At 70.3% G+C, this 12,379-nt stretch carries 12 protein-coding genes; 1 reads left to right on the top strand and 11 read right to left on the bottom strand.

All coding sequences use genetic code 11. The features are described from left to right. Positions 1–9 precede the first annotated feature (9 nt). From fliF to ABD332_RS58790, 4 genes are read right to left on the bottom strand one after another with little or no spacing between them, the layout of a single operon-like run. Complete coding sequence (gene fliF, locus ABD332_RS58805; RefSeq protein WP_344515710.1) at positions 10–1,626, bottom strand: flagellar basal-body MS-ring/collar protein FliF; 1,617 nt, start codon at positions 1,624–1,626, stop codon at positions 10–12. Further along, a complete protein-coding gene (fliE, locus tag ABD332_RS58800; RefSeq protein ID WP_344515708.1) occupies positions 1,626–1,934 on the bottom strand; it encodes a flagellar hook-basal body complex protein FliE in 309 nt (102 codons plus the stop codon). Before fliE ends, fliF begins: the two co-directional genes overlap by 1 nt. Positions 1,935–1,936: 2 nt before the next feature. Continuing rightward, positions 1,937–2,341, bottom strand: coding sequence for a flagellar basal body rod protein FlgC (locus ABD332_RS58795; protein WP_344515706.1), 405 nt, complete (start codon positions 2,339–2,341; stop codon positions 1,937–1,939). Between the two features lie 2 nt (positions 2,342–2,343). Beyond that, positions 2,344–2,685, bottom strand: a complete 342-nt coding sequence (locus ABD332_RS58790) for a flagellar basal body rod protein FlgB (protein ID WP_344515704.1) — start codon at positions 2,683–2,685, stop codon at positions 2,344–2,346. Positions 2,686–2,902: 217 nt separating this feature from the next. Between ABD332_RS58790 and ABD332_RS58785 the strand changes: the two genes are divergently transcribed. Further along, complete coding sequence (locus ABD332_RS58785) at positions 2,903–5,122, top strand: MMPL family transporter (protein WP_425552469.1); 2,220 nt, start codon at positions 2,903–2,905, stop codon at positions 5,120–5,122. 333 nt (positions 5,123–5,455) lie between these two features. Here ABD332_RS58785 and ABD332_RS58780 read toward each other — a convergent pair whose 3' ends face one another. The 7 genes from ABD332_RS58780 to ABD332_RS58750 form a co-directional block, all read right to left on the bottom strand. After that, the gene (locus ABD332_RS58780; RefSeq protein ID WP_344515700.1) at positions 5,456–7,642 is read right to left on the bottom strand and encodes a glycosyltransferase; all 2,187 of its coding nucleotides are present in this window, start codon (positions 7,640–7,642) and stop codon (positions 5,456–5,458) included. A 72-nt stretch (positions 7,643–7,714) separates the two neighbouring features. Then, on the bottom strand, positions 7,715–8,059 hold the full coding sequence (locus ABD332_RS58775; RefSeq protein WP_344515698.1) for a hypothetical protein: 345 nt from the start codon (positions 8,057–8,059) through the stop codon (positions 7,715–7,717). Next, positions 8,056–8,442 carry a flagellar export chaperone FliS gene (gene fliS, locus ABD332_RS58770; protein ID WP_344515696.1) on the bottom strand — a complete coding sequence of 129 codons (387 nt, stop codon included), beginning with the start codon at positions 8,440–8,442 and terminating at the stop codon, positions 8,056–8,058. The genes ABD332_RS58775 and fliS overlap by 4 nt, the downstream gene beginning before the upstream one ends. A 32-nt stretch (positions 8,443–8,474) precedes the next feature. After that, positions 8,475–9,833, bottom strand: coding sequence for a flagellar filament capping protein FliD (fliD, locus tag ABD332_RS58765; protein WP_344515694.1), 1,359 nt, complete (start codon positions 9,831–9,833; stop codon positions 8,475–8,477). An 88-nt stretch (positions 9,834–9,921) separates the two neighbouring features. Then, complete coding sequence (locus tag ABD332_RS58760) at positions 9,922–10,776, bottom strand: flagellin N-terminal helical domain-containing protein (protein WP_344515692.1); 855 nt, start codon at positions 10,774–10,776, stop codon at positions 9,922–9,924. A gap of 249 nt (positions 10,777–11,025) precedes the next feature. Then, positions 11,026–11,880, bottom strand: a complete 855-nt coding sequence (locus ABD332_RS58755) for a flagellin N-terminal helical domain-containing protein (RefSeq protein WP_344515690.1) — start codon at positions 11,878–11,880, stop codon at positions 11,026–11,028. A gap of 210 nt (positions 11,881–12,090) precedes the next feature. Further along, on the bottom strand, positions 12,091–12,379 hold a 289-nt coding region (locus tag ABD332_RS58750; RefSeq protein WP_344515688.1), incomplete at its 5' end, for a flagellin.

Below are 12,379 nucleotides of genomic sequence, written 5' to 3'. Positions count from 1 at the left end.
CCGGCCCGCTCAGCCGCGCCGGTCGGCGAGCCAGCCGCGCAGCAGCTGCGCGACCTCGTCGGGTTGCTTCTCGACCATCTGGGTGATGTCCCGGAAGCGCCCGTCGCGGTCGAACTCCTCGCCGGGCCCGCCGGCGCCCTCGAGTTCGTGGGCGCCGCCGATGCCGCCGTGACCCTCCAGGGCGAGCTTGGCGCGGGCCGCCTCGATCGCCGCCTGCATCTCCTCCAGAGCCGCGTTCTGCTGCTCGGTCAGCTGCACCTTCTCCCGCTTGCGCCGGCGGCGGTTGGAGATCGCCGCGAGGATCAGCAGGACCAGCAGGGCCAGGATGATCAGGCCCATCTGGATGTACTTCTGCTGCAGCTCGCTCTTCTCGGCCTTCGCGGCCTCCGCCTGCGCGTTCTGCTCGGCCGTGGCCTTGGTCGTGTCGAACGCCATCGAGCTGACCGCGATCTGGTCGCCGCGGGTCGCGTCGAGGCCGACGGCGGAGGAGACGAGCTGCTGCAGCTGCGCCTCGTCGACCTTCGCCACGGAGCTGTCGACGATGACGGCGACGGCGAGCTTGCGCACCGCGCCGGGCGCGGTCTTCTTCGTCTCGGTGACCATGCCGACGGCGTTGTTGCGGGTCTCGGTGGACTGCTGGTAGGTCCCGTCGCCGCCGGCGCCGGTGCCGTTGGGGACCTGGATGTTGTCCGGGCCGAGGACGCCGCCGACCGGGGTGCCGTTGCCGCCCGTGTACTGCTCGGACGACTTGGACTCCGACAGCGGCGGCACGGCCGGATCCGCGACGTACTTCTGCGTCTTGGTCTCGGTCGCGTCGAAGTCGAGGTCGGCGGTCACCTGCACGACGGAGTGCCCCGGCCCGACGACGGTGTCGAGCATGTTCTGCAGCGCGCTGTTGAGCCGCTGCTCGAAGGCGGTCGTCTGGCCGGACTGCCCGTCAGGGGCGGACCCCGGGCCGTCGCCGGCGCTGGACAGGACCTTGCCGTTGGCGCCGACGACCGTGACCGCGTCCGGTTCGAGCCCCTCGACGCTGGAGGACACCAGGTGCACGATCGACGTGACGGCGCCGCCCGGCAGCGGTTTCGTGCCGGTGTCGACGAGCACCGACGCGGTCGGCGCGACCTGGTCGTCGGTGAAGACGTCCTTCTGCGGGATCGCGAGGTGCACGGTGGCCTTGTTGACGCCGTTGATCGCCTCGATCGTCTTGCCGAGCTCGCCCTCCAGGGCCCGCCGGTAGGTGACCTGCTGCATGAACTCGCTGGTCATGATGCCCTGCTTGTCCAGCAGCGAGTAGCCGGCGTCGCCCGCGGCGGGCAGGCCGGCCCCGCTCATCGAGATCCGCAGGCTGTACACCTGGTCGCTGGGCACGTTGATGGTGCTGCCGCCGTCGGACAGCGTGTAGGTGACGCCGTCGGCGTTGAGCTTGTCGACGATCGCGCTCGCGTCGGTGGCGGCCAGGTTCGAGAACAGCGGCGCCATGGTCGGTTTGCCGGCCCAGGTCGCGAAGAAGTACCCGCCGATCGCCAGGGCGAGCACGGCGACGATCGTGACCGCCCGCTGCCCGGGGGTGAAGGCCTTCCAGCCGTCGGTCCCCCGCCGCATGAGGGCGGTGAGCCGGTCACGCATCAGGCCTGCATCCTCATGATCTCGTTGAAGGACTCAAGGGCCCGGTTGCGCACGGCGACGGTGAGGCTGGTCGCGAGGTTCGCCTCGGTCGCGGCGATCATGTAGTCGTGCACGTCGGTCAGGCTGCCGGTGGCGGCCTGCACGGCGAGGTGGTCGGCGTTGTCCTGCACCTGCTGCAGCCGCTGGAGGCCCTGCGTGACCATGGCGCCGAAGTCGGTGCCGGACGACGACGGGGCGCTCGAGTCGGACGCGGAGATCGGCGGGAGCGCGGGAAGGGCACTGACGGCCCCGACGGCGTCGATGGTCATGTTCAGCCCTTCCCGATCTGGATCGCGGCCTGGTAGGCGTCCTTCGCCCGGTCGACCACCGTGAGGTTCGCCTGGTAGGCGCGCTGCGCCATGATCATCTGTGTCATCTGCGAGCCGAGGTCGATGTCGGGGTACTTGACGTAGCCCTCACGGTCGGCGAGGGGGTTCTCCGGCTCGTACACCAGACGCCCCTTCGGATCGCCCAGCGCGGTGCCGGCCACGACCGCGCCGCCTTCCCCGGTGCCGTAGTCGACGGCGCGGGCCTGCACGTAGCGGGCGCGGAACACCTGGCCCGACGTCGACTGCGCGTCGTTCATGTTGGCGACGTTGTCGGCGACCGCGTCCAGCCACTTGCGGTAGACGGTGACGCCCGTGCCGGCGATGCCGATGGCGCTGAAGATGGTCATCGTCAGCCCCTGATCGCGGTCCGCAGGAGGCCGAACTTGTCGTCCACGCCGCGCAGCATCGTCTGGTACCGCAGACCGGTGTCGATGTTGGAGAGGACCTCGTGGTCGAGGTTGACGTTGTTGCCGTCCTCGCGGGTCGGCTCCAGCGACCGGGCCACGGCGATCGTCGTGTCCTGCGGCCGGCCGGCCTCGACGGCGGTGCGCAGGGAGTCCTCGAAGGACACCCGCCCGGCGAGGAAGCCGGGCGTCTCGATGTTGGCGATGTTGTCGGCGATCACCCGCTGCCGTTTCGCCAGCCCCGTCAGGGCGCTGTGCAGGGTGACCGACGTGACGTCTTCGAACACGGCTGGGACGCTCCCGTCCACCGAAAAACGGCTTGTTGCGGTGTGTCGCCGGTCCCTGGCACCTGGAGTGAGCGATCCTTGCTCATTGGAGCCATCGGCGCACGTCGGCCCGGGTTGAGGAAATCGGCCTCGGGGAAAACCCCCAATGCCCGAATCCGGGTGCGCGTCGGGTGCAGCCCGGATGTTCGCGGGGCGCGGAATCCATAGCGTCTCTTGCGTGGAGAAGAGACCAGTTACCGTACGGGTGGCGCGCTGGAGCGCGGAGCACCCTTGGCGCGCAATCGCTCTGTGGGTCGTGTTCGTCGCTGTCTGCTTCATCGGCGGGAACATGGCGGGCACCGTCGAGGCGAGCAACTCCGACCAGGCCATCGGCGAGTCCGGCCGGGCCGAGGTCATCGTCGACGAGGGCCACTTCGACAACCCGGCGAGGGAGAGCGTCCTCATCACCCCGCTGTCCGGCGCCCTGGACCGGTCCGCCGCGGACAAGGCCGCCGCCGACGTGGCGACCGCGATGAAGGCGCTGCCCGAGGTCGCCTCGGTGAGCGACCCGCTGCCCTCCCACGACGGCGGCGCGCTGCTGGTCCGGGTCACCATGAGCGGCGACCCCGAGACCGCCCAGGACCGCGTCGGCAAGCTGCGCGACGCCACCGCCGGCGTGCAGCGCGCCCACCCCGGGCTGCGGGTCGAGGAGACCGGCGGCGAGTCCATCGGCCAGGCCATGGACGACACGCTCGGCAAGGACTTCCAGCGGGCCGAGTTCCTCAGCCTGCCGGTGACGTTCGCGATCCTCATCGTCGCGTTCGGCGCGCTCATCGCCGCCGGCGTGCCGGTGCTGCTGGCGCTGTCGTCGGTCGCGGCCGCGCTCGGCCTCTCGACGCTCGCCTCGCACCTGGTGCCGTCGACCGACACCACCGCCAGCGTCATCCTGCTCATCGGCATGGCCGTCGGCGTCGACTACTCCCTGTTCTACCTGCGCCGGGAGCGCGAGGAACGGGCGAAGGGCCGCAAGCACCTCGACGCCGTCGAGATCGCGGCCGAGACGTCCGGGCACGCGGTCGTCGTCTCCGGCGTCGCCGTCACGATCGCGATGGCGGGCCTGTTCCTCGCCGGTGACGTGGTCTTCTCGTCCCTCGCCGTCGGCTCGATCCTGGTCGTGCTCGTCTCCGTGATCGGCTCGCTGACCGTCCTGCCGGCGCTGCTGTCGAAGCTCGGCCGCTGGATCGACCGGCCCCGCGTCCCGGTGCTGTGGCGCCTCACCCGGCCCCGCGCCGAGGGCGAGGGCCAGTCGAAGGTCTGGAGCTTCATCCTCCGGCCCGCCCTGCGCCGCCCGGTGGCCACGCTGGCGATCTCGGTCCTGGCGCTGCTGGCGCTCGCCGCGCCGGCGCTGAGCATGCGGCTGAGCTTCCCCGGCATGGAGGACCTGCCGCGCACCACGCCCGCCATGCAGGCCTACGACCGGCTCGTGAAGGCGTACCCCAGCAACGGCACCGTGCACACCGTCGCCGTCCGAGTCCCGGCCGGCCAGCTCGACGCCACGAAGGCCGCGCTGACCGAGCTGGCGAAGGCCGCCGCCGCCGACCCGCTGTTCGCGCCCCTCGATGAGGCGCCCGACGTCGAGGTGTCCGCCGACGGCAAGGTCGCCGTGCTCGACGTCGCCACCCCGTTCGCCGGCCGCTCCGAGCAGGCGAAGGAGTCCCTCGACAAGCTGCGGGAGGTCATGGTCCCGCAGACCGTCGGCAAGGTGCCGGGCGTGAAGGCGGGCTCGGACGCGGCCGTCGGCGGGTTCGTCGGCGCCGACGTCGACTACGCCGACCACGTCAAGCACAAGCTGCCGCTGGTCGTCGGGTTCGTGCTGGTGCTGACGTTCCTGGTGATGGCCTTCACGTTCCGCTCGGTGGTCGTCGCGGTCACCTCGATCGCGCTCAACCTGCTCTCCGCCGGCGCGTCCTACGGCCTGGTCGTCCTGATCTTCCAGGGCACCTGGGCGGAGGGCATCCTGGGCTTCACGTCCATGGACGCGGTCGTGTCGTGGCTGCCGCTGTTCCTCTTCGTGGTGCTGTTCGGCCTGTCGATGGACTACCACGTCTTCGTCGTCAGCCGCATCCGCGAGGCGGTCAAGCAGGGCATGCCGACCCGCGAGGCGGTGGCGCACGGCATCACGGGCTCCGCCGGCGTGGTCACCAGCGCGGCGATCGTGATGGTGGCGGTGTTCTCCATCTTCGCGACGCTGAGCACCATCGACATGAAACAGCTCGGCGTCGGCCTCGCCGCCGCGATCCTGCTCGACGCGACGATCATCCGCGCGGTCGTCCTGCCCTCGCTGATGACCCTGCTCGGCAACGCCAACTGGTGGGCGCCGCGCTTCATGCGCCCCCGTGAGGCGCCGCGGCCGCCCGCCCCGGTGATCGAGGGCGAGCTGGTCGGCGCGGGCCGCTGACCCCGCAGCCACGCAAAGGCCGGCACCGTCCCACAAGGGGCGGTGCCGGCCGCTTTTCCGCCGCTTCGGTTCCGCGCACGCCGCTTCGGTTCCGCGGACGCTGCTTCGGTCATGTCGACTCGCTCCGCTCACCGATCCGCGGACGCCGCCTCGGTTCCGCGGACGCCGCCCCGGTTATGTCGACTCGCTCCGCTCACCGACATAACCGAAATGTCGGACATGTTCGCGCAGCGGATATGTCCGGGGAGGTTGACCGTCCGGCCGTTCGACGTGCCGGCATGTCGGCCTTGCTGCGCGTTGGCGTCTGCGTGCCGGTGCTCAGTCAGCGGTGTTTCAGGCGTCGGCGAGCTCGATGGAGTCGGACACCTTCGGGGCGAGGACGCGCATCTCCTCCAGGACCGGGGCGCTCTGGTCGTCGGGCACCGCCGCGAGGGCCTCGTTCAGCAGCGGCAGCGCGGCCTCGTCGTGGAACATCTCCAGGGCGATCGCCGCCGCCAGGGTCCGCTCCCGCGGCGTGCGCCGCGAGTTGCCGGACAGGGCGAGCAGCGTGCAGCGCTCCGCGAACCCGTGCTGCCGCAGCCGCGCCGACCACTCCATCGCCCGGATCAGCGGGACCAGCCGGCCGACCCGGGCCGCGACGGTCAGCACCGTCGGCTCGCCGGGGTACCGGCGCCACAACGCTTCCAGCAGCTCGTCGGCGGCCTCCGGCGGCGCCTCCGCGATGCCGAAGAGCAGCCCGCGCACCCCTTCGCGGGGCAGCAGCTCGGCGACCTCCGCGAGACTGCCGTCCGCGGCGCCCAGCACCTGCGCCATCCGGGCGACCGGCACCGGCACCCGCCCCTCCCGCAGCGACCGCCGCAGCTGCTCCGCCGCCTCCTGGTTCCGGTCCAGCCGGCTGAGCGCGTCGATGTGCAGCCCGGCGAAGCGGCCCTTGCCGACGCCGTACAGCAGGTCGTTCATGCCCGACTCCGGCAGCGCCGCGACGATCTCCAGGGCCCGCTCGTAGTCGCCCTCGGCGAAGCGCAGCTTGACCTCGTGCTCGTCGACGGTGAACGCGGTGCTGGCGATCCTGCGCAGCTCCTCGATGGTCTCGTTCGCCTCGGTCAGGCGCTTCAGGGCGAGGTACGCGTCGGCGAGGATCTTGAGGAACAGGACCCGGTGGCTGTTCTCCTTCGCCTGCTCCAGGCCGCGGCGGGACGTCTCGATGGCCTCCTCGATGTGCCCGGAGCCGATCTGGGCGCGGGCGAGGTTGCCGATGGCGGTGATCCCGCTGACGTCCTCCGCGGCGAGCTCCGCCAGCCGCAGGTTGCGCTCGGCCTTGCTCTTCACCGTCCTGCGCAGCGCGGTGTAGCCGACGTGGGTGAGCACCGCCGTGGTCAGCTGCGGGCCGACCATGGCGGTCCCGGTGACCCGGTCGACGACCTGTTCGTGCAGCCGCCCGTACAGGCGCGACGGCGACCTGCGGAAGAGCCGGGGGAAGTAGATGGTGCTGTGCCCGGAGCCGCCCTCGTGGCCCTCCTGGTTGTCGATGGTGACGAAGAAGGCCCGGGCGTCGCCACCGGCGGCGACGGCCGCCCGCACCGCCTTCGCGTCGCCGGTGAAGATCTCGTCGGCGTCGACCCACAGCGCCCACGTGCCGCGGCAGTGCTCCAGGCAGCGGTTGCGGGCGTCGCCGAAGTGCTCGTTCCAGTACCCCTCGACGACCCGGGCGCCGTGGGCGCGGGCGATCGCGACCGTGTCGTCGGTCGAGCCGGTGTCGTAGACGACGATCTCGTCGACCAGGTCGCGCAGCGCGTCCAGGGACCGGGCCAGCACGTCGGCCTCGTCCTTCACGATGAGCGCCGCGCTGATCAGCGGTGCGCCGGGCTCGTCGGTGAACTCGCCGCGCAGCCCGCAGTCCGTCGACGCCACGTGCGCCACCAGCGCCGCGTGTGCCACGGTGACGCGCCCCTGCACCGCGAGCCCGTCCCAGGGCAGGTCGGCGGTCGGCCCGCCGGCGATCGCGAGCGCGTCGCGGCGGATCGCCACGCACACGGGCCCGAGCCGGTCCACGTCGCTGAACTCGCCGCGATGGTCCTGCCGCCACTGCCTGGCGAACGCCTTGAACGCCGCCGCGCTGGCCATCGCCTCCTTCGGCAGCTCGGCCTGCTGGGGGCCGAAGCTGTTGTGGCAGCGCGGGCCGGTGGCGACCACGGACGGGTCGCCGAAGGGCTCCAGGACGGGGTCGAGCCAGTGCGCGGACAGCACGACGTCACCGTCGACGAGGATGATGATCGGGTGGCGGGTCGCGTCGACGCCGGCGGCCCACCGCTCGGCGGCCCCTGCCCCGGCGGGCGACTCGATCACCTTCAGCCACTGCTCGCCGCGCAGCTCGGCGCGCAGGTCGGCGCGGTCCGACGGCAGCACGCAGACCACCTCGTCGCGCAGGCCGAGGGAGGCGCGCAGCGACAGCAGGCAGGCGTGGAAGTCGTCAGCGCTGCCCCCAGCGGCGACGATCACGGACACCGGGATGTGGGTCATGCCGGTGTCATCGGCAGTTTCGGGCGCATTCGCAGTGCTTTTCGGTTGCGGGCGCTTTCTGCCCCGGATCCTTCAGGTGCGGTTGTCCACGTAGACGGGCACGGTCTCGGCCGCCTCGCGGTGCAGCCGGTTGACCAGCCGCGCCTGCTGGCGGTTGCCGGCGATCGCGATCGTCAGCTCCCTGGAGAGGTCGAGCTGCCGTTGTACGAGCCGCCGCGCCCGGTCCGCGAGCGCGATCGGCAGCGGGCCGAGCCCTTCCGGCGGGCTGAACGTCACCGCCGTCACCGGTGCGGCCTCCAGCACGTCGCGGTGCCGCAGCATCTGCTCGACCTCGTCGGCCTCGAGCTCCATCGCGTCGAGCGCCGCGACCCACGCCTCGTCCCACTCGCCGCCGGCCTCGCCCTGGGGCGTGGTCACGGCCCGGACCCGATCACCTGCGCGGCCGCCTCCCGCCATGCGTCGCGCAACTGCTCGGCGAAGCTCTGCACGGCCTCGACCTTGCCCCGGTCACCGGTGACGTTGGCCTGGACCAGCTCGGTGATCAGGTAGCTGTACAGCGAGGAGAGGCCCGGCCCTCCGCTCCACGCGGTGGGGTCCAGCGTCGCCCGCAGCTCCATGATGATCTCCTGGGCGTGCTGGATCCGCGCCGACGCCGTCGGCTTGTCGCCCGTCTCCAGCGACTGGCCGGCGATCATCAGGTCGAGCACCAGCCGGTCGTACAGCATGACGAGCAGCCGGGACGGGGGAGCCGTCGCGACGCTGTCGCTGACGTAGCGGTTGCGCAGGGCTTGTGTGGTCATTCGATCTCCAGTGGCCTGAGGGGGAGCAGGGCCTAACCGAGCGAGGCGAGCTGGCCGGACAGCCAGCTGCCCTGGTTCTTCAGCTTGCCGAGCGCGGTCTCCATGGCGCCGAACTGCTTCTGCAGCGTCGCCTGCCGCGCCTGCAGCCGGACGTCCCAGTCGTCGACGCGGTGGTTGAGGTCCGTGATCGCGTCGTTGCCACTGGTGATCAGCCGGGACAGCGTGCCGGTGTTGGTCTGGGTGGCCGTGTCCGCCACGCCGGACAGCTTGTCGGCGAGGCCCGTCTTCAGGGTGACGTCCGTCTGGGCGGTGTCGATGAAGAGCGCCTGCGTCTTCTCCGGGTCGGCGTCGAGCGCCGCGATGAACTTCGCCTTGTCGAACGTGAGCTGGCCGTCGCGGGTCAGCTCGATGCCGACGTCCTTGTAGCTGCCGTTGCTGGCGGTGCCGCCGGAGACGGTGTTGAGCACGTTGCTGGCGACCTGCGACATGATGCTGTTGCCGGCGAGCGGGCCGCCGGGGACCGAGCCGCTCTTGTTCTTGGTCTGGCTGGAGATCTCCGACAGCGCCTGGTTCGCCGCGTCGATCATGGCCTGGACCTTGGTGGCGATGCCCTCGTTGTCGCGGGCGACAGTGACGGTCACCGGCGGGTCGGTCGGCTGCTGCACCTTCGTGGCGGTGACGGTCAGGCCGTTCATCAGGTCCTTGAACGTGTTCGTCGACGACGTCACCTTCAGCGGGGTGGCCGGGTCGCCGACGAGCAGCTCGGCGTCCGCGCCCGTGGAGACGATCTGCTCGGCGCCGAGGGTGAAGGGGTTGCCGCCGCTGGTGAAGTCGAAGGTCGAGGCGGAGCCGGTCGTCGTCGACGTGAGTTGCATCGTGTACTGGCCGGGGGAGACCTGGAACGCGGTGGCCTTCACGCCGAGGTCGGAGGTCTTGTTGATCGCGTCGACGACGCCCTTGAGCGACGTGTCGGTGACGTTGACCGTCTTCGGCGTGCCGTTGACGTCGATCTGGAACGACGAGCCGCTCATGATCGTGTCGGTGGTCGCGGCGACCGTGCTGTTGAAGACGACCGCGTGAGCGGCGGCCAGCTTGTTCACGCGGAAGGACAGCGCACCGCTCTGCGCGCCGCTCGACGTCGTGGTCGCGGTGGCGGCGTCCGAGCTCGACGTGGCGACGCCGCCCTTCCAGGCGGTGGGGTCCACCAGCGCCTTGGACGCGGTGAGCAGGGCCTTCATCTTGGTGTTGATGCCCTGGTACGCGGTGACGACCTTCTGCTGCGTGGCCACCTTGGCCTTGAGGGCGGTCTGTGGGGCGGCCTCGACCTGCATCAGGCCGCTGATGACCGACGAGGTGCTCATGCCCGAGATCAGGCCGTCGACGCTACCCATGGTGGAACCCCCTAAAGAAGCGCAGAAGAACTGCGATACACGCGTGCGGGGAGGAAACCTCGGTCCCCTCCCCGCCTTACGAGCGCTGTCAGCGCAACAGCGACAGCACGTTCTGCGGCGCCTGGTTGGCCTGGGCCAGCATGCTGGTGCCGGCCTGCGTCAGGATCTGCGATCTCGTGAACGAGACCATCTCCTGGGCCATGTCCGTGTCACGGATCCGGGACTCGGACGCGGACAGGTTCTCCACGGCGACGTTCAGGTTGTTGATGGTGTGTTCGAACCGGTTCTGGTACGCACCGAGCGTCGCCCGGGCGGTCGACACGCCCTTGATGGCCGTGTCGATCGCGGTGATCGCCGCGGAGGCGTTGGTCACCAGGTCCAGTGCGTCGGTCCCCAGGCCGGTCGAGTCGAAGCCGGTCACGGCGACCCCGCCGAAGGCGGTGGTGCCGAGACTGACCGTGATCTGGTCCGCGGACGCGGTGTTGGCGCCGACCTGGAACGTGCCCGTGTAGCTGGCCGTCGGGTCGAGCAGCTTCTGCCCGCCGAAGGCCGTGGTGGTCGCGATCCGGTTCAGCTCCTCGTTCAGCTGCGTGAACTCGGTCTGCGCGGCGGTCCGCGCGTCGGAGTCCTGCGAACCGGTCGAGGACGCCTGCACGGACAGGTCGCGCATGCGCTGCAGGATGGAGTGCGTCTCGGTGAGCGCGCCTTCAGCGGTCTGCACGACCGAGATGCCGTCCTGTGCGTTGCGGACCGCGACCTTCAGGCCACCGATCTGCGAGCGCAGGCCTTCGCTGATGGAGAGGCCGGCCGCGTCGTCGGCGGCCCGGTTGATCCGGAAGCCGGACGACAGCTTCTCCAGCGACTTGCTCATCTGGTTGTCGGTCACCGACAGGTTCCGGTAGGAGTTCTGCGCGGCGATGTTGTTGTTGATCCTGAGACCCATGACAGTTCCTCCTTGAGCTCGGTCCGGCCCTCCGTGGCCTGTTCACGGGGCAGATCGGCCGAGCCCGGGAGGAGTTGAGGAGAAAAGGCTTGAGTGCGCCGCGCAGCGGCGCATGGGGGCCGCGGGGTGGGAACCCCCCGTGCGGGACCCGCCGCTCGCGGTGGGGCGGCTGGAGACTGGCAGGGCACGGCGCCCTGGGTGGGTGCCGTGCCCTGTCATGCCCTCGTCAGGCCATCGACTCCAGCTCCTCTAGCGCAGCAGGGAGAGGACGTTCTGCGGCGCCTGGTTGGCCTGGGCCAGCATGCTCGTGCCGGCCTGGGTCAGGATCTGCGAGCGGGTGAACGACACCATCTCGGAGGCCATGTCCGTGTCCCGGATGCGCGACTCCGAGGCGGACAGGTTCTCCACGGCTGTGTTCAGGTTGTTGATGGTGTGCTCGAACCGGTTCTGGTATGCACCGAGCGTGGCCCGAGCGGTCGAAATACCCTTGATCGCCGTGTCGATCGCGGTGATGGCCGCCGACGCTCCCGTCACGAGGTCGAGCGAGTCGACCCCGAGGCCGGTCGAGTCGAAGCCGGTCACGGCGACCCCACCGAAGGCGGCGGTGCCGAGGTTGACCGCGATCTGATCGGCGGACGCCGTGTTGGCGCCGACCTGGAAAGTACCCGTGTAGCTTGCCGTCGGGTCGAGCAGCTTCTGCCCGCCGAACGACGTGGTGGTCGCGATCCGGTCCAGCTCAGCGTTCAGCTGAGTGAACTCGGTCTGCGCGGCCGTGCGCGCATCGGTGTCCTGCGAACCCGTGGACGACGCCTGAACGGAGAGGTCACGCATACGCTGCAGGATCGAGTGCGTCTCGGTGAGAGCACCTTCAGCGGTCTGCACGACCGAGATGCCGTCCTGCGCGTTGCGCACCGCGACCTTCAGGCCGCCGATCTGGGACCGAAGACCCTCGCTGATCGAGAGACCTGCCGCGTCGTCGGCGGCACGGTTGATCCGGTAACCCGACGACAGCCTCTCCAGCGACTTGCTCATCTGGCCGTCCGTGACCGACAGGTTACGGTAGGCGTTCTGAGCAGCGATGTTGTTGTTGATGCGAAGACCCATGAAGTTCCTCCTTGAATCGGGTCGCTGGCCGGGCCATCCGTGGCCCGGTCGTTCTCAACATCGGCACCCGGTCGTGCCGCATAAGGGTTCTGGGCAGCAATTTCCCGGGAAAAACAGCGGCGGCGCCCCCGTGGGTGGGGGCGCCGCCGTGTGTCATCGACTGAGGAGGATGGTGCGTGTGTGTGTTGCTCGTGTGGTTGGGGGGATCTGTTAACGCAGCAGGGACAGGACGTTCTGCGGCGCCTGGTTCGCCTGGGCCAGCATGCTGGTGCCGGCCTGGGTCAGGATCTGCGAGCGGGTGAAGGACACCATCTCCTGGGCCATGTCCGTGTCGCGGATGCGGGACTCGGACGCCGACAGGTTCTCCACGGTGGTGTTGAGGTTGTTGATGGTGTGCTCGAACCGGTTCTGGTACGCACCGAGCGTGGCCCGCGCGGTCGAGATGCCCTTGATCGCGGTGTCGATCGCGGTGATGGCGGCCGAGGCGCCGGTCACCAGG

It is taken from the genome of Dactylosporangium maewongense, from assembly GCF_039531485.1.
In the GTDB taxonomy this organism is placed as follows: Bacteria; Actinomycetota; Actinomycetes; order Mycobacteriales; family Micromonosporaceae; genus Dactylosporangium; species Dactylosporangium maewongense.
Note: the sequence above shows the minus strand (reverse complement) of the source record. Positions and strands in the feature narration are given on the sequence as shown.

Excerpts from the sequence above, each read along its gene's own strand:
- fliF (WP_344515710.1), bottom strand. The coding sequence starts at position 1,626 with ATGCGTGACCGGCTCACCGCCCTCATGCGGCGGGGGACCGACGGCTGG.
- fliE (WP_344515708.1), bottom strand. The coding sequence starts at position 1,934 with ATGACCATCGACGCCGTCGGGGCCGTCAGTGCCCTTCCCGCGCTCCCG.
- ABD332_RS58795 (WP_344515706.1), bottom strand. The coding sequence starts at position 2,341 with ATGACCATCTTCAGCGCCATCGGCATCGCCGGCACGGGCGTCACCGTC.
- ABD332_RS58780 (WP_344515700.1), bottom strand. The coding sequence starts at position 7,642 with ATGACCCACATCCCGGTGTCCGTGATCGTCGCCGCTGGGGGCAGCGCT.
- fliS (WP_344515696.1), bottom strand. The coding sequence starts at position 8,442 with ATGACCACACAAGCCCTGCGCAACCGCTACGTCAGCGACAGCGTCGCG.
- fliD (WP_344515694.1), bottom strand. The coding sequence starts at position 9,833 with ATGGGTAGCGTCGACGGCCTGATCTCGGGCATGAGCACCTCGTCGGTC.
- ABD332_RS58760 (WP_344515692.1), bottom strand. The coding sequence starts at position 10,776 with ATGGGTCTCAGGATCAACAACAACATCGCCGCGCAGAACTCCTACCGG.
- ABD332_RS58755 (WP_344515690.1), bottom strand. The coding sequence starts at position 11,880 with ATGGGTCTTCGCATCAACAACAACATCGCTGCTCAGAACGCCTACCGT.